At 63.9% G+C, this 15,605-nt stretch carries 15 protein-coding genes; 8 read left to right on the top strand and 7 right to left on the bottom strand.

Annotation, left to right across the window (positions count from 1 at the left end; translation table 11 throughout):
• Nucleotides 1–9 precede the first annotated feature (9 nt).
• From IGS55_RS00555 to IGS55_RS00565, 3 genes are all read right to left on the bottom strand, one after another.
• Entirely contained in the window at nt 10–960 is a 951-nt protein-coding gene (locus tag IGS55_RS00555) for a cation diffusion facilitator family transporter (protein ID WP_230518659.1), read from the bottom strand.
• Between the two features lie 116 nt (nt 961–1,076).
• On the bottom strand, nt 1,077–1,952 hold the full coding sequence (locus tag IGS55_RS00560; protein WP_230518658.1) for a pirin family protein: 876 nt from the start codon (nt 1,950–1,952) through the stop codon (nt 1,077–1,079).
• Nucleotides 1,953–2,009: 57 nt separating this feature from the next.
• Entirely contained in the window at nt 2,010–2,609 is a 600-nt protein-coding gene (locus IGS55_RS00565) for an FMN-dependent NADH-azoreductase (protein ID WP_230518657.1), read from the bottom strand.
• 126 nt (nt 2,610–2,735) lie between these two features.
• On the opposite strand from IGS55_RS00565, the gene IGS55_RS00570 reads away from it, so the two are divergent.
• Complete coding sequence (locus IGS55_RS00570) at nt 2,736–3,641, top strand: LysR family transcriptional regulator (RefSeq protein ID WP_070311834.1); 906 nt, start codon at nt 2,736–2,738, stop codon at nt 3,639–3,641.
• Between the two features lie 17 nt (nt 3,642–3,658).
• On the opposite strand, the gene asd is transcribed toward IGS55_RS00570, so the two are convergent.
• Complete coding sequence (asd, locus tag IGS55_RS00575; protein ID WP_139092784.1) at nt 3,659–4,507, bottom strand: archaetidylserine decarboxylase; 849 nt, start codon at nt 4,505–4,507, stop codon at nt 3,659–3,661.
• A 375-nt stretch (nt 4,508–4,882) separates the two neighbouring features.
• On the opposite strand from asd, the gene IGS55_RS00580 reads away from it, so the two are divergent.
• The 6 genes from IGS55_RS00580 to IGS55_RS00605 all read left to right on the top strand — a co-directional run bounded on the left by IGS55_RS00580 (nt 4,883) and on the right by IGS55_RS00605 (nt 12,099).
• The gene (locus tag IGS55_RS00580) at nt 4,883–6,964 is read left to right on the top strand and encodes a TonB-dependent receptor plug domain-containing protein (RefSeq protein WP_230518656.1); all 2,082 of its coding nucleotides are present in this window, start codon (nt 4,883–4,885) and stop codon (nt 6,962–6,964) included.
• 119 nt (nt 6,965–7,083) lie between these two features.
• Complete coding sequence (locus IGS55_RS00585; protein ID WP_230518655.1) at nt 7,084–8,322, top strand: DEAD/DEAH box helicase; 1,239 nt, start codon at nt 7,084–7,086, stop codon at nt 8,320–8,322.
• A 51-nt stretch (nt 8,323–8,373) separates the two neighbouring features.
• A complete protein-coding gene (locus tag IGS55_RS00590) occupies nt 8,374–8,991 on the top strand; it encodes an LON peptidase substrate-binding domain-containing protein (RefSeq protein ID WP_230518654.1) in 618 nt (205 codons plus the stop codon).
• Between the two features lie 142 nt (nt 8,992–9,133).
• Complete coding sequence (locus tag IGS55_RS00595; RefSeq protein ID WP_034752328.1) at nt 9,134–9,877, top strand: DNA-binding protein; 744 nt, start codon at nt 9,134–9,136, stop codon at nt 9,875–9,877.
• A 226-nt stretch (nt 9,878–10,103) separates the two neighbouring features.
• Nucleotides 10,104–11,096, top strand: a complete 993-nt coding sequence (locus tag IGS55_RS00600; RefSeq protein ID WP_230518653.1) for a chemotaxis protein CheB — start codon at nt 10,104–10,106, stop codon at nt 11,094–11,096.
• 52 nt (nt 11,097–11,148) lie between these two features.
• The gene (locus IGS55_RS00605) at nt 11,149–12,099 is read left to right on the top strand and encodes a cupin-like domain-containing protein (RefSeq protein ID WP_230518652.1); all 951 of its coding nucleotides are present in this window, start codon (nt 11,149–11,151) and stop codon (nt 12,097–12,099) included.
• On the opposite strand, the gene IGS55_RS00610 is transcribed toward IGS55_RS00605, so the two are convergent.
• Nucleotides 12,091–13,002 (bottom strand): DMT family transporter, encoded by a 912-nt coding sequence (locus IGS55_RS00610; protein ID WP_230518651.1) that lies wholly within the window; start codon nt 13,000–13,002, stop codon nt 12,091–12,093. The genes IGS55_RS00605 and IGS55_RS00610 overlap by 9 nt on opposite strands.
• A 51-nt stretch (nt 13,003–13,053) precedes the next feature.
• On the opposite strand from IGS55_RS00610, the gene IGS55_RS00615 reads away from it, so the two are divergent.
• Nucleotides 13,054–13,611: a helix-turn-helix domain-containing protein gene (locus IGS55_RS00615; protein ID WP_230518650.1), complete on the top strand. Its 558-nt coding sequence runs from the start codon at nt 13,054–13,056 to the stop codon at nt 13,609–13,611.
• Between the two features lie 8 nt (nt 13,612–13,619).
• Here IGS55_RS00615 and IGS55_RS00620 read toward each other — a convergent pair whose 3' ends face one another.
• Together IGS55_RS00620 and IGS55_RS00625 are read right to left on the bottom strand one after the other, a co-directional pair.
• Nucleotides 13,620–14,351 carry a class I SAM-dependent methyltransferase gene (locus tag IGS55_RS00620; protein ID WP_230518649.1) on the bottom strand — a complete coding sequence of 244 codons (732 nt, stop codon included), beginning with the start codon at nt 14,349–14,351 and terminating at the stop codon, nt 13,620–13,622.
• Nucleotides 14,348–15,589: a voltage-gated chloride channel family protein gene (locus IGS55_RS00625; RefSeq protein ID WP_230518648.1), complete on the bottom strand. Its 1,242-nt coding sequence runs from the start codon at nt 15,587–15,589 to the stop codon at nt 14,348–14,350. The genes IGS55_RS00620 and IGS55_RS00625 overlap by 4 nt, the downstream gene beginning before the upstream one ends.
• Nucleotides 15,590–15,605: the final 16 nt, after the last annotated feature.

Raw genomic sequence — 15,605 nt, forward strand, 5'->3', positions numbered from 1 at the left:
TGGGTTCAATTAATGCGTCTTGTCACCCTGATGTAACCCCGCCATCGCCGCCGTCTCCGGCTGCAGAGTGATGTGATCTATCCCATGCTTGGCCAGCAACATCTTCTTGATCGCCCGCAATACCTTCGGCCAATGGTCGAGGTGCTCGATTTCCACGTGGCCGATCAGGGCCGGCTGGCCCGGCGACATGTCCCACACATGCAGGTCGTGCACGGCAATCACGCCGTCCACTTGTTCCACGTCCGCCCCCACGGCGATGTAGTCGATGTGCACGGGCACGCCTTCCATCAGGAAGTGATAGGACTCTTTCAATACCCCGAACGTGGACTTCAGGATCAGCAGGGACACCAGCACGGACAGCAATGGGTCGATCTGCATCCAGCCCGTGAAGTAAATCACGGCGCCGGCGACGATGGCGGCGACCGAGCCGAGCAAGTCGCCCATCACGTGCACGAGGGCGGCGCGCGTGTTCACGCTTTGCTTGTCTTTCGACAAGACCCACGCCACCACCACGTTGATCGCCAGGCCGATGAAGGCGACGATGAAGACCATGCCGCCTTGCACGGTTTGCGGGGCGGAAAAGCGCAGCACGGCTTCGTAGCAGATCCAGCCCACGACGCACAGCATGGCCAGGCCGTTGACGAAGGCGGCCAGCGCTTCGGCGCGGCCAAAGCCGAACGAGTGGCGCGGCGAGGGAGGGCGTCGCGCGATGAGCTGCGCCAGCAGGGCCAGGCCCAGCGCGGCCGCGTCCGTGACCATGTGGCCCGCGTCGGAAATCAGGGCCAGCGAATTGGACAGGAAACCGGCCGCCACCTCGATGCCGGCGAACGACAGGGTCAGCCCCAGCGCCCACGCGAGGATGCTCTGGCTGCGCCCCTCGAACGAGTGGGTGTGCTTGGCGTCGCCTTTCAGGTGGGCGTGCAAATGGGTGGCGTCGTGTTCGGTGTGCGTCGGCTGCATGGAATGCTTTGTGAAATGAAGTTGCCGTCAGTGTAATTGAAAAGCAACAAAATAGTCGGCACGAAAAAACCCCGCAGGCCGCGAGGCACTGCAGGTTTTACCTGGAGCAAATAATTTTACTGCGCCGCCGTCTCGCCAAACTTGCCTTCACGGAAATCCTGCACGGCCTGGAACACTTCCGCCTGGGTATTCATGACGAACGGGCCGTATTGCGCGATCGGTTCGTTCAAGGGCTGGCCGGCGACGAGGATCACGCGGCCACCTTGCGGCGCCTCGATGCGCACGCCGTCGCTGCCCGGCGTGTTGGCGAAGATCGCCATGCGCAGGGCGGGCACGGCCTTGCCGTCGACCTGCACTTCGCCACGAAACGTGTAAATGAAAGCGTTATGCCCTGGCGGCAGCGGCTGCTCGAAGCTGGCGCCGGCCGGCAAGTCGATATCGAGGTACAGCGGCTGCGTCAGCTCGCGCTGCACGGCGCCCGTCACGCCATGGCTTACGCCCGCGATCACTTGCACGGCCACGCCAGCGTCCGTTGTGTAGCGGGGAATGTCGCTGCTCGTGAAATCGCGGTACCACGGCGTGCGCATCTTGTCGCGCGCTGGCAGGTTCAGCCACAGCTGAAAACCTTCCATCACGCCTTCTTCCTGCTCCGGCATTTCCGAGTGGATCACGCCGCTGCCGGCCGTCATCCATTGCACGCCGCCCGACGTCAGCAAGCCTTCGTGCCCCGCGCTGTCCTTGTGGCGCATGCGTCCCGTGATCATGTAGGACACGGTTTCGAAACCGCGGTGCGGATGCTCGGGGAAGCCGGCGATATAGTCGTTCGGCTTGTCGCTGGCGAAATTGTCGAGCATCAAAAACGGGTCGAGACGGCGCTGCAGCTGCTGCGTCAGCACGCGGTTGATCTTCACGCCGGCGCCATCCATGACGGCCTGGCCGGCGATCACGCGCTCGACGGCGCGCGGCTTGTTGACGGTGGTGATGTCGCTCATTGCTTTCTCCTCTAGGCCAGGACGGCGCCACTGCGCCGCCCCTTTCACTGCTGGAAATTACACCAGGATGGCGTTGATCTCGGCATCCGCCTGCGCCTGCGCCTTGGCCACGGCTTCCGGACCCATGCCCATGCCTTCCGAATACACGTATTGCACGTCGGTCATGCCCAGGAAACCGAACATGGTGTTCAGGTAAGGCACCTGGCTATCGTTGGCGCTGTCGCGGTGCAAGCCGCCGCGGGACAGGCCCACGTAGACTTTCTTGCCGCTCAGCAGGCCAACTGGGCCATTTTCCGTGTACTTGAAGGTGACGTTGGCGCGGGCAATCGCGTCGAACCAGCTTTTCAGTTGCACGGTGATGCCGAAGTTGTACATCGGCGCGCCGATGACGATGACGTCAGCTGCTTGCACTTGCGCAATCAGCGCGTCGTCGAGGGCGATGCGGGCCGCCTGTTCCGGCGTGCGTTTGTCGGCCGGCGTGAACAGCGCTTGCAGGGTCGGCTCGTCGAGCACGGGGTGCGGTGCGGCAGCGAGGTCGCGGCGGACGAGGGCGGCGCCGGGATTGGTCGCTTGTACGCGGGCGACGATGGCGTCAGCCAGGCGGGTCGAGGCGGAACCGGTGCTGCGGGCGCTGGAATTGATTTGCAGGATGTTCATCTTGTTTTCTCCGTTGTGAGGTGTCTTGCGATGGATGAACTATAGCAATTCCAAAATTGATGCGGAAGCCGTTAAAATGGATAACATTAATCCACCAATGGAACAATTGAGTGTAAAGGTCAACATATGGATATCGATCCCGGAGATTTGCTGCTGTTCGCCAGAGTCGTCGAGTGCGGCAGTTTCAGTCGCGCCGCCGTGCGCGTGGACTTGCCCAAGTCGACCCTGTCGCGGCGCATTTCGCAGCTGGAAGCGAAATTGGGTGAACGGCTGTTGCTGCGCACGACGCGCAAGCTGGCGCTGACGGAGTTTGGCGCCAGCCTGCTCGAGCATGCGCGCAAGGTAGTGGAAGAAACGGAGGCGGCCGGCGCCCTGGCGCAGCACCGCCAAGCCGGGCCCAGCGGCTTGCTGCGCATTTCCATGCCGGCCGATTTCGGCGACGCGCTGATGCGCCAGGTGCTGGCCGAGTTCGTGCGCCGCTATCCTGCCATTTCGCTGGAACTGGACTTGTCGGCGCGCCGGGTGGATTTGCTGGAAGAAAATTTCGACCTGGCCATCCGCATGGGCAACTTGCCCGACGACGCCAGCCTGTCCGCGCGCCGCGTGGCCTTCAGTACGCTGGCCCTGTATGCCTCGCCGCAATACACGAGCGTGCACGGCTTGCCCGAGCATCCCGACGATCTGTACGGTCACGATTTACTGAGCTTGCCGCGCGCCGTGCATGGCCTCGTGCATTGGACTTTGATCCGCGGCAAGACGACGTGGGAGCGCGATCTGCCCGTGCGCTTGCTGGCCAATTCGCCGGAACTGCTGGTGCGCATGGCGTGCACGGGCGTGGGCATCGCGGCCAGCACGGACCGCTTTGCCAAGGCCTATGTGGCGACGGGGGAATTGGTGCGCGTGCTGCCGGAGTGGAGTTTTCCGCTCGTCACGGGTTGGGCCGTGTTTCCCGGCCGGCGTTTGATGCCGGCCAAGACGCGCGCGTTTCTCGATCTGATGGAGGAGATGTACCAGACTGACGCGCCCGTATAGGCGCGCGTCCGGATGCCTTACTTGGGCAGGTTGCCCATGACTTCGCCCAGTTGCACGGGGCCGGCCGGTTGCCAGTTGGCGTTGAATTGCACGGTGTCTTTCGGGAACAGCATGACGACGGTGGAACCGAGCAGGAAGCGGCCCAGCTCTTCGCCCTGTTTCAGCACGACATTGTCGTTCGCATAGCTCCAGTCGCGCACCTGGCCCGTGCGGGGTGGGTTGACGACTCCGTGCCAGACGGTGGCCATGCTGCCGACGATGGTGGCGCCGACCAGGGTCATGACGAAGGGGCCGTTGGCCGTGTCGAACACGCAGACGACGCGCTCGTTGCGGGCGAACAGGCCGGGAATGCCGCGCGCCGTCGTCGGGTTGACGGAGAACAGTTCACCGGGCACATAGATCATGCGCGTCAAACGGCCGTCGCACGGCATGTGGATGCGGTGGTAGTCGCGCGGGCTCAGGTACAGATTGGCGAAGCTGCCGTGTTCGAACTGGGCCGCCAGGGCCGCATCGCCGCCGACCAGGGCCGTGGTGCTGAAGTTGTGGCCCTTGGCCTGGAAGATCTGGTCCTTGTCGATTATGCCGAACTGGCTGATGCGGCCATCGACGGGGCAGATGTAGTCGGCCTGGGCCAGCGGACGGGCACCGGGGCGCAGCGCGCGCGTGAAAAAGTCGTTGAAGCTCGTGTAGTGCGTGATGTCCGGGTCCAGCGCCTCATCCATGTTGACGTTGTAGCGGCCGACGAACCAGCGGATCAAACGCGTGGTCATGGCGCCGCCTTTGGCGCCGGCGATCCGGCCGGCAAAGTTGGTCAACGCTCCTTTTGGAAGCAGATATTGAGGCAGGACGGCAAGACGGTCAGACACGATGGGAAGCCTTTGACGGGGTGATGGGAACAATGGTGAAAACGCATTATAGCGGCGATGTGGCGCGCAATGATATGCGCCGTATGCAAGGGTGCGTATCGCAGCCCGCCGCCGAATTTAATTTGCTGTAAGAAATATTTTCAGGAAACTGCGCAGCTCGGAAAAAATTGCAGCACAATACGGCGGCCTGTTTTTTAGCTTTTAGCCATTTTTATTCAGCCAACTTTTTTCAGCCAGGTCATGATGCCACGCCGTTGCCTCCGCCTTACCGTTCTTTGTTCCGCCGTTTTACTTGCCTGGAATGCCCAGGCCCAGCAATCCGAAGCGCCAGCCGACGCTGCTGTCACCGCCGCACCGCTGAAGACTGAAAAGCCCATGCAAACCGTCGAAGTCAAGGGCAGCGGCTATGATCCGCGCCGCGACGATACGGCCAGCAAGATGGTCGTCGGCAGCGAGGAAATCCTCAAGTATGGCGACACGAATGTTACCGACGTGCTCAAGCGCTTGCCCGGCATTACCGTCTCCGGCGCGGCCGGGCGCTCGGGCGGCGAAATCCGCATGCGCGGGCTGGGCAGCGGCTACACGCAGATCCTGCTCAATGGCGAGCGGGCGCCGGCCGGGTTCTCGCTCGACACCCTGTCGCCGGATGTGATCGAACGCATCGAGATTCTGCATGCGGCCAGCGCCGAGTACAGCACGCAATCGATCGCCGGCACCATCAATGTGGTGCTCAAGAAAGCCGTGAAGACGGCTCAGCGCGAGCTCAAGCTGGGCGTGCAGGGCAGCGACGTGAGCTTCTCGCCCAGCGTCAACGTGCAGCTGTCCGACCGCGACGGCAATTTTTCGTACTCGCTGGCCGGCTCGCTGTTCCGCTACGACTACCATTACGACAATCCCGGACTGGAACTGGGCTACGCGCCCGACGGCCGGCAAAACCTGCTGCGCCGCACGAACGGCACGGGCGATGGCCGCCCGGAAGGCATCAATCTGGCGCCGCGCCTGAACTGGGTGCTGGCCAACGGCGACAATATGACGGCGCAATTCTTTTTCAATGGCGGGCGCTCGAATCATCGCAACTTCAGCCGCGCGGAAACGGAGCAGGGCGTGCGCCCCGACTACGATACCAACACGGGCAGCTCAAGCAACCACAATGCCTTTGGCCGCAGCGACTTGACGTGGATGCACAAGCTGGCCGGCGGCGCCAAACTGGAACTGAAAATCGGCGCCTCGGCCGCCCGCAATACGTCCGATAGCCTGCAGCAAGGCTTTATCGATGGCGGCGGCCTGGCGCTCGAACGCAAGGTGGGCGTGAAGGCGACGGAAAACGGCGTCAGTTCGACGGGCAAATATTCGTCGCCCTTGCTGCCCGGCCATGCCCTGTCGATGGGCTGGGATGGCGCCTACACGGAGCGCGACGAAACGCGCCGGCAGCGCGAAGCGGCGCTGGCTGCCTTGGGTGCGCGTCCCCCCGTCAACAGCGACGAAGGTTTCGATGCCACCATCAAGCGCCTGGCCCTGTTTGTGCAGGACGACTGGGAAATCACGCCGCGCTGGTCGATGTATGCGGGCGTACGCTGGGAAGGCATCGATACGCGCAGCGCGGGCGATACCTATGACGAAGTAAACCAGCGCACCAGTGTGTGGAGCCCGCTGTTGCAAACCCTGTGGAAGTTGCCCGATACCAAGGGCGACCAGCTACGTCTGGCCCTGACGCGCACCTATAAAGCGCAGCCCACGGCGAGCCTGATACCGCGCCGCAATACCTCGACCAACAATAGCCAGACGGACCCTGACCGCGAAGGCAATCCGTATCTGAAACCGGAGCTGGCGCTGGGCATCGACGCCTCGTACGAGCACTACTGGGCCGAAGGCGCCTTGCTCAGCGCGCGCGCCTCGGCCCGCCGTATCGATGGCTATACGCGCCAAGGCTTGCTGTTCATCAATGACCGCTGGGTATCGACGCCCGTCAACGATGGCCGCGCCAATACTCAGACATTGGAACTGGAAGCGAAGTTCCCGCTGCGCGCCGTGCTGGCCGCGCCCGTGCCGGCCATCGACTTGCGCGCCAGTATCAGCCGCAACTGGTCGCAGGTGGACCAGGTGCCGGGACCGCACAACCGGCTCGACCAGCAAACCCCCGTCAGCGGCAACTTCGGTCTCGACTACAAGACGCCGGACGGCGTGCTGACGACGGGCGGCAGCTTCAACTTCCGCAATGGCGGCCCCGTGCGCATCACCGAGCGCCAGAGCGCCTACACCTCGCCGCGGCGCGACGTCGACATATATGCGCTGTGGAAATTCGATGCGAAGAACCAGCTGCGTCTGGCCGTGTCGAACTTGCTGGCGCAAGACTTCGAAAGCACCACCACGTATGCGGACGCCAGCGGGACGATAGCCCGCAACAGCATTTCGCCGAGTTCGCCGCAGGCGCGCGCGACCCTGGAAATGAAGTTCTGAGCGCGCTGTTTCTATACTGAAAACCCCGGCCGGCATCCCCGCTGGCCTATAATCTCGGCAATTGCGCGCACGGCCAGTCCGTGCGCGCCACCTTTTACTTTGCCAAGATTGCTTTCCCCATGACGTTTTCCTCCCTCGGCCTGATCGATCCCCTGGTCCGCAAACTTGACGAGCTCGGCTATGCCAAGCCCACGCCCGTGCAGGCGCAAGCGATTCCTGCCGTGCTGGCCGGGCGCGACCTGATGGCCGCCGCCCAGACGGGCACGGGCAAGACGGCCGGTTTCGCCGTGCCGCTGCTGCAGCGCCTGACCCTGGAAGGCGTGGTGGCGCCGCAGTGCGTGCGCGTGCTCGTGCTCGTGCCCACGCGCGAACTGGCCGAGCAAGTCTTTGCCAGCTTCCGCAGCTATGGCGGTAACTTGCCGCTGCGCAGCTTTGTCGCGTATGGCGGCGTGCCCATCGAGCCGCAGATCAGCAAATTGCGCAAGGGCCTCGACGTACTGGTGGCCACGCCGGGCCGTTTGCTGGACTTGCAGACGCAGGGCGCCGTCAAGTTCGAGCAGGTGCAAACCCTGGTGCTGGACGAGGCCGACCGCATGCTGGACCTGGGCTTCGAGCGCGAGCTCGATATATTGCTGATGACCATGCCCAAGCAGCGCCAGACCCTGCTGTTCTCGGCCACCTTCTCGGACGCGATTCGCGTCATGGCGAAAACCATGCTGAAGGATCCCGTCTCGGTGGAAGTGAGCGCGCGCAACAGCACGGTCAAGGCCGTCAAGCAGTCGGTCATCGTATGCGACAAGAAACGCAAGCCGGAGCTGTTTTTGCACCTGCTGAAGAAAAAGCGCTGGGGCCAGGTATTAGTTTTCGTCAAGACGCGCAAGGGTGTCGAGCTGCTGGTGAACACCTTGCTGGAGCAGGGCGTGCGCGCCGATTCGATTCACGGCGACAAGACGCAGCCGAACCGCCTGCGCGCGCTGGCCCGATTCAAATCCGCCGAAGTGCAGGTGCTGGTGGCTACCGACGTGGCCGCTCGCGGCCTCGACATCGACCAATTGCCCGTCGTCGTCAATTTCGACTTGCCGACCGTGGCGGAAGACTATATCCACCGCATCGGCCGCACGGGCCGCGCGGGCGCTTCGGGCGAAGCCATTTCCCTCGTCTGCGCCGACGAGGTGGAGTTGCTGTCGGCCGTCGAAGCGCTGACGCGGCAAACCCTGAAACGCAATGAGGAGCCCGGTTTCGAGGCCGAGCACCGCGTGCCGGGCACGTCCGCCGGCGGCACGATCCAGAAAAAGGCCGTGAAAGTGCTGGCGCCCAAAGCCGCAGAGCGGGCCAAGAAGCGCCGCTTCTACAAATAATCGGGGCGCAAGGCGCGCAGCACGGATATCGCATTCGTGCCATCATGCGCCATGACCTCGATACCTTTGTTCCCGCTCAATACGGTGCTGTATCCCGATGGCTATCTGCCCCTGCAGATCTTCGAGGTACGCTATCTGGACATGATACGTCAGTGCATCATGGGCGAGCAGCCGTTCGGCGTGGTGCAACTGCTGGACGGCACGGAAGTGCGCAAGCCGGGCCAGCTGGAAACCCTGGCTCCCGTGGGCACGTTGGCGCGCGTCGTCGACTGGGCCGCGCCCCTGTCGGGTTTGCTGCAAATCAAATGCATGGGCATGCAACGCTTTCACATCGTTTCCAGTGAACAGCTGAAGCATGGCTTGTGGGTGGCGCAAGTCGACACCTTGCCGCCCGATAAAGCCATCCCCATCCCGCAAGAGCAGCAGAACGTGGCCGACGCGCTCGGCGCCCTGATCCGCACCTTGCAGGAGCAAAAGATCCCGCCCGAGCAAATGCCCCTGCAGCCGCCATACCGCCTCGACGAGTGCGGCTGGGTGGCGAACCGCTGGTGCGAGCTGCTGTCCCTGAGCGCCATGCAAAAACAACTATTGCTGAGTCAGGACAATCCCGTGTTGCGCCTGGAACTGGTGCAGGATATGCTCACGGAAAATGGTCTGCTCGAAGAGTAAAACATCCCAAGCCGCATGTTTGCACAACGTTCTGTTGTGCAATTGCAATCACTATTGAGAAATACTTTACGCTTTGCCGCCGCTGGCATAAGATAATGCCCCTGGGCAAGATTGCCCTGGGCAACATTCAAGAGCACACGACATGGCAAAAGTAAGCGCGGAACAGATCAATGCGGCAATGGAAGCGATGGCGGGCGAAGGCCAGTCCATCACGGTGCGCGCCTTGCGCGAACGGCTGGGCAACGGCGCCTGTTTGGGCACGATCAGCAAGCTATTGCAGCGCCGCAAGGCCGGTGCGCAGCGCCAGATCGCTGCCGCCGCCGAACTGTCGCCCGTGCTGCAGCAAGCCATCCTCGATTATGTAGGACAGGAATTAAGCGCCAGCCACAGCGCGCATGAAGCCGAGATGAACGACAATCAACAGGAATTGATGGACCTGGCCAGCGAGAACGAGCGCCAGCAAGAACTGCTCGACCTGCAGGCGGGCGAGCTGGAAACCTTGCGCGAGGAGCTTGAACGCGAGCGGCAAGTGGCGAACCAGGCCCGCACGGATCTGGCCAAGGCCCAGCTGCGCCTGGAAGGCTTGCCGCGCCTGGAAGAGGCGGCCGAGCAGGCGCGCATGGACCTGGCCAAGGCGCAGTTCAAGCTCGAAGGCATCCCCCGCCTGGAAGAGGCCGCCGAAGCGGCGCGCGCGGAACTGATCCAGGCCCAGCTGAAGCTGGAAAGCCTGACGCGCGTGGAAACGGAACTGGCGGCAGCGCGCCTGGAACTGGAGGCGGAACGCGAAGAGCTGGGCGAAACGCGCGCCGAGCTGGACGAGGAGCGCACCTTGCGCATCAAGGCGCAGCAGTTCATCGTCGATCCGATATTCAAAACGCCTGTCTGAGGACGCCTGACCAAACCTGCTGCGCGTCGGTATGGGCGGCTTGCGATGCTCACCGTACTAGAGTACGGTTGCGCTTCTCGGCCGCCGCTCCCTTCCGCTCGCTACGGTTTTGTCAGGCGTCGCTGCGTCTCTTTTCTGGCGCTGCGCACAGTGTTAGTCGGCGCACTGAATTGTGTCATTAAGCGCGCCAAAATAGTTCAGTGATCCGGGCGCGAAAGGGGCAGGCATGGAAACGCTGATCGTCATGGGGGCCTCGGTGGGCGGCGTGAGCGCGCTGTCCACCATCTTCGCCGCCTTGCCGGCGAATTTGCCCGCAGCGATACTGGCCGTCATGCACGTGGGGGCGCGCAACAGCGTGCTGCCCGAGATCCTCGGCAAAACCTCCGCCTTGCCCGTGCGCTTTGCCGAAGAGCGCGAACCCGTACGCGCGGGGCGCATCCTGCTGGCGCCGCCGGACCGGCACATGCTCGTTGCCAACCTGGCCGGCCAGGCGATGGTCGAGCTGACCCGGGGGCCGAAGGAAAACCATACGCGTCCCGCCATCGACCCCCTGTTTCGCACCGCGGCCGCCGCTTTTGGGCCGAAGGTGGTGGGCGTGATTCTCAGCGGCTACCTCGACGATGGCACGGCGGGCTTGCAGGCCATCAAAGCCTGCGGCGGCAAGGCGCTGGTGCAGGAGCCGCAGGACGCGGTGGCGCCGTCGATGCCGCAAAGCGCGATCGACCATGCCGGAGTGGACTGGCGCCTGCCGTGCGCCGAGATCGGGCCGGCCCTGCTGGCGCTGGCCAGCGCCGCGCCAGCGCCAGCAGGCGCCGCGCAGTCCTTGCCGCCCGTGCCCCAGTGGGTTGCCGTGGAAAACCGTTTTGCCCGGGGAGTGGGAAATATGGAGCAATTGGAAAAAATTGCCACGCCATCGACGTTCACTTGCCCCGAATGTCAGGGCACGCTGTGGGAGCTGCATGGCCGGAAGCCGCAGCGTTTTCGCTGCCATACTGGCCACAGTTTCACGGCGCAGACGCTTGGCGAGTTGCAGCATGAAAAGGCGGAAGACGCCATCTGGGCCGCCGTCAGGGCGCTGCAGGAAAAAGAAAAGCTGTACCTGAACCTGGCCGCCAAAGCCCAGGCCTGGTTGTATCCGGGTACGGCCAGCGAGTATGCGGCCAAGGCACGCCAGGCAGGCGAGCAGGCCGAGATGCTGAAACGGGCCTTGCTGGCTTAAAATAGCGCACTGTCGCGCCATGCCGCGCGGCGCCTGATCGCAAAGAAGGATTATGTCCGCAGAAAAAAAAGAGCCGCTCCCGCTTGCGGCAGCCCCCGTATTGCCGCGTGCACTGCCGCCCAGGCCGCCAGCTGAATTCAGTTCGCCTGAAGCGGCCCTGGCCCGCAAGCAGGCGCGCGAAGACAAGGATGCGCAGGTGCGCGGCGTTACCTCTATCGACGCCATGCGCGAGGCCATCAAGCTGGCGGCGCGCGACTTGCCTGCCATCACCGAGGTGCCGCGCCTGGTCATGCTGGACGCCGCCGCCTTCCGCGCGCGCGCCGCGCAGGGCTTGCCTTTCCTGATGCGCGGACTGGTGCGGCGCTGGCCCTTATCCACGCTGGAGCCTGACGTTTTGCGCGAGCAGTTCAGCCACGTGCCCGTGCGCGCACGGGTGGGCGACTACATCAACACGGCCTTTGCGGCCGACCGCGCCATGCAGGACATGTCGATGGGGCAATATCTGGATCTGGTGGCAGAGGGCAAGTACGTGCTGCCGCCGTATCTGGGCAACCTGGAATTGCGCGAGCTGAACCGTCTGTGCCACTGGCCCACGTATTTCGACAAGATGGGCCCGCCGCGCTTCTGGGTGGGGCCGGCCGGCACGGTGACGCCCTTGCACTGCGATTACGATGACAATATCTTCGCCCAGGTGTGGGGCCGCAAGCGCATCTTTTTATCGCCGCCGCACCACGATGCCTTCCTGTATCCGAGCGAAGCGAACGCCATCCTGTTCGGTTCGCCTTTCGACCCGGAAGCGCCCGATTTCCAGCGTTTTCCCCTGGCGCGTCAGGCGACGATGATCGAATGCATCGTCGAGCCGGGCGACATGCTGTACGTGCCCGCCGGCTGGTACCACCAGGTGCGGGCGCTGACGTTTTCGCTGTCCTCGAACCGCTGGGCCAGGGCCGTGCCGCTGGCCTTGCATGGGGATCTGGCGCTGCGGCGTACCGAATTAATCTGATGGCATGACGGCCTTGCCGTCGGCACGCAAGCGTCTGGGCCGCCACTCGCTGAGGATGCCCGCACAAATAATCAATAGCGCGCCGACGATGGCCAGGGCCGGCAGCCGTTCGCCGGCGATGCGCCCGATCACGCCCGCCCAGACAGGCTCGCCCGCATAGATCAGGGTCGCCTTCGTGGCGGAGATGCGCTTTTGCGCCCAGTTCATCACATACTGGATCAGCGCGCTGGCGCAGCCCAGGGCCAGCACGCTGAGGATGAAGGTCTTGCTGAGAACCGGTGGCGCTTCGCCCATGACGGGCATCAGCAGCAAGGCGATCAATGATGCCGTCGCCAGTTGCACGATGGTCACGCGCAGGATATTCATCTGCGGCGAGACGCGGCTGATGAGGATGATTTCCAGGGCGATGGCGATGGCGCCCACGGCCGTGATCAGCTCGCCCGTGCCGAAGGCCATGCTCAAGCCATCCGTGCCGGTAAGCAGCAGCAAGCCGACGAACGCCAGCACCACGGCCGCCCACACGGCAGGGTGGGGCCGCTGCTTGAAGACCAGCCACTGCACCAGCGGCACGATGGGCACATAAAAGGCCGTGATGAAGGCCGATTTGCTGCTCGTGATATGCATCAAGCCATAGGTCTGCAGCGCGTAGCCGCCAAAGATGCTGACGCCGATGGTCATGCCCGTCAACAACTCTGCCTTCGTCAAGTGCCGCAACTGGCCCCGGCAAATCAGGGCGCCGATGCTGGCGGCCACGGCAAAGCGGGCGGCCACGAAGGCCAGCGGGCCGCTGACCGTCACGGCATGCTGCACGACGAGAAACGTCCCGCCCCAGATGAAGGTGATGGCGATCAGGGCCAGTTCGGGCAGGCCGAGGGCGGGCGGGGGACTTGCGTGTGTTTTCATGGGGCGCTATGCTATGAGCAAAATATTTCCCATCATAATAGGAGCAATATATTGCGCAGTCAAGCCGAGGCCGGTGGCGTGCTGGCACACCTGGCCACCAATCTGCGGCGCTTGCGCCTTGCCGCCGGCCTCAGCCAGGAGGAGCTGGCGCGCCAGTCTGGCCTGAGCCGGCGCATGGTCAACGGCGTCGAGGCGGGCAGCACCAATATCAGCCTGGCGAACCTCGACCACGTGGCCGCCGCCTTGAATGTGGCCTTTGTCGACCTCGTCCAGCCGCCGCAGCAACCGCACGACAGCCTGCGGGTGCTGATGTGGCAAAGCGAATCGCAGGCCAGCCAGGCAGTACTGCTGGGCGCGGCGCCCGCCAGCCGCCAGGTGGAACTGTGGTCGTGGGCTCTGGCGCCAGGCGAGCGCTACGATGCGCAAGCCGATCCGGCCGGCTTCAGCGAAATGCTCTACGTGCTCGAAGGGACGCTGCAGCTCGTGCTGGCGGCGGAAACCAGGCAGTTGGCCACGGGCGAATTTTTTGTGTTCAGCAGCGCGCAAGCGTATGCCTACGTGAATGCGGGCGAGTCCACATTGCGCTTTACGCGCAATGTGGTCAGCTGACAGCGTGGTTACTTGAGGCCACACCCCACCAGCAACAGCATCGGCCGCTCGCGCTCTTCTGCCAGGGCCGGCTGTTGCGCCACCTGTTCGTCAGTGGGCCCCCATTCTGCCACGTGTTCCAGCTGGAAGCCGGCGCGTAGCAAAGCATTCAAGGTCGTGCCGAGGGTGCGGTGCTGCTTGATCACGCCGGGCGCCAGCCAGTCCGACATGCGCGGGCCTTGTAGTTGGTAGCTGTCGACGGGCCAGGTCTTGCGGCCCTGCGCATCCGTCAGCCAGCCGGGCTGGCGCGGTGCCATGAAGATCGGGTGCTCGATGGAAAATACCAGCTTGCCGCCAGGCGTCAAGCCGTGGCGGATGGCGGCCAGCAAGGTGTCGAAACCTTCGATGTAGTGGAACGCCAGCGAACTGTAGACGAGGTCGTAGCTGGCTGGCGGCAAGGCCAGTTGTTCCAAGTCAAGCCGCGCATAGCGGACCGCCGCGTGCTCCCCCATGCTGCGTGCCTGCGCCAGCATTTTTTCCGACACGTCCACACCCAGCACTGATGCCGCGCCCGCCTCGGCAGCCCAGCGGCAGAACCAGCCATAGCCGCAGCCCAGGTCCAGCACGCTTTTTCCTTGCAACTCGGGCAGCAGGGCGCGCAGGGCAGGCCATTCCGGGGCGCTGTCGAGACCGCCGATGGAGCGCGGCAGCTGGCTATAGGCCGTGAAGAAGCTGTCGTTGTCGTAGATATTCTGTGTCATGCGTCGATGTCCTTGCGGGGCATGCGCTTGGCATGCCCGCCCCGTTGCGCCCGGTAGATGCCCGCGTGGCCGGAAAACAGGTAGGCGACGACACAGGCGATGGCCGCGTACACGCCGATTTCGGCGCCGAACAGTTCCATGGCCATCAGGGTCGAGGCGATCGGCGTGTTGGCCGCGCCCGCAAAGACGGCAACGAAGCCGATGGCGGCCAGCAGGGTGGCGGGCTGGTGCAGCAGCGGGCCCAGCGCATTGCCCAGGGTCGCGCCGATGAAGAACAAGGGCGTCACTTCGCCGCCCTTGAAACCTGTGCCCAATGAAACAATGGTAAATGCCATCTTGCCGAGGAAGTCGTATGCGGGCAGCGGTTCCTTGAGCGCGTCGACGATGGTGGGAATGCCCAGGCCGATATACTTGTCCGTGCCGATCAGCCACACGGCGATGGCGACGACGAGGCCGCCGGCCAGCGGACGCAGCGGGGCGTAGGCGATCCAGCGCTTCATCAGGCCGCTCAAACCGTGCGTGGCTTGCGCAAACAGTTTACCGGTCACGCCGAACAGCACGCCCGCGGACACCATGGCGCACAAGGTCCAGGCGGAGAGGGCGGGGATCAACGGCACGGCGTAATGCGTATGGTGGACTCCCCACAGCAAGCCCACCTGGTCGGCGATGATGGCGGCTAGCAGGCAGGGCAGCATGGCTTCGTAACGCAGGCGGCCGATGGCCAGTACCTCCAGGCCGAAGATGGCGCCCGCCAGCGGCGTGCCGAAGACGGAGGCAAAGCCGGCGCTGATGCCGGCCATCAGGATGATGCGGCGGTCTTCGTTGTTCAGGCGGAACAGGCGCGTGAGCTGGTCGGCCAGCGCGCCGCCCATCTGCACGGCCGTGCCCTCGCGTCCGACGGAGGCGCCGAACAGGTGCGAGATGACGGTGGCGCCCAGCACCAGCGGCGCCATGCGCAGCGGAATGATTTTTTTCGGGTCGTGGATTTCATCGATCAGGAGATTCGCGCCGCCTTCGACGCTGCTGCCGTAGCGCAAATACAGCCAGCCGACGGCAAAGCCGGCCACGGGCAGCAGCCAGATCAGCCAGGCGTGCGCCAGGCGCGTGCGCGTGGCCCAGTCGAGGGCGAACAGGAAACCGGCCGAAGCCGTGCCCGCCAGCACGGCCACGACCAAGGCCAGCAGCAGCCATTTCAACAGATGCTGCAACAGATCGGTGAGGGCGCCAAGGCGGTGCATAGTGCATCCATTCAAA

This window comes from Janthinobacterium sp. EB271-G4-3-2, assembly GCF_020858035.1.
Taxonomy (GTDB): Bacteria; Pseudomonadota; Gammaproteobacteria; order Burkholderiales; family Burkholderiaceae_D; genus Janthinobacterium; species Janthinobacterium aestuarii.

Excerpts from the sequence above, each read along its gene's own strand:
- IGS55_RS00555 (WP_230518659.1), bottom strand. The coding sequence starts at position 960 with ATGCAGCCGACGCACACCGAACACGACGCCACCCATTTGCACGCCCAC.
- IGS55_RS00620 (WP_230518649.1), bottom strand. The coding sequence starts at position 14,351 with ATGACACAGAATATCTACGACAACGACAGCTTCTTCACGGCCTATAGC.
- IGS55_RS00560 (WP_230518658.1), bottom strand. The coding sequence starts at position 1,952 with ATGAGCGACATCACCACCGTCAACAAGCCGCGCGCCGTCGAGCGCGTG.
- IGS55_RS00605 (WP_230518652.1), top strand. The coding sequence starts at position 11,149 with ATGTCCGCAGAAAAAAAAGAGCCGCTCCCGCTTGCGGCAGCCCCCGTA.
- IGS55_RS00590 (WP_230518654.1), top strand. The coding sequence starts at position 8,374 with ATGACCTCGATACCTTTGTTCCCGCTCAATACGGTGCTGTATCCCGAT.
- IGS55_RS00600 (WP_230518653.1), top strand. The coding sequence starts at position 10,104 with ATGGAAACGCTGATCGTCATGGGGGCCTCGGTGGGCGGCGTGAGCGCG.
- IGS55_RS00595 (WP_034752328.1), top strand. The coding sequence starts at position 9,134 with ATGGCAAAAGTAAGCGCGGAACAGATCAATGCGGCAATGGAAGCGATG.
- IGS55_RS00570 (WP_070311834.1), top strand. The coding sequence starts at position 2,736 with ATGGATATCGATCCCGGAGATTTGCTGCTGTTCGCCAGAGTCGTCGAG.
- IGS55_RS00585 (WP_230518655.1), top strand. The coding sequence starts at position 7,084 with ATGACGTTTTCCTCCCTCGGCCTGATCGATCCCCTGGTCCGCAAACTT.
- IGS55_RS00610 (WP_230518651.1), bottom strand. The coding sequence starts at position 13,002 with ATGAAAACACACGCAAGTCCCCCGCCCGCCCTCGGCCTGCCCGAACTG.
- IGS55_RS00580 (WP_230518656.1), top strand. The coding sequence starts at position 4,883 with ATGCAAACCGTCGAAGTCAAGGGCAGCGGCTATGATCCGCGCCGCGAC.
- IGS55_RS00565 (WP_230518657.1), bottom strand. The coding sequence starts at position 2,609 with ATGAACATCCTGCAAATCAATTCCAGCGCCCGCAGCACCGGTTCCGCC.
- IGS55_RS00625 (WP_230518648.1), bottom strand. The coding sequence starts at position 15,589 with ATGCACCGCCTTGGCGCCCTCACCGATCTGTTGCAGCATCTGTTGAAA.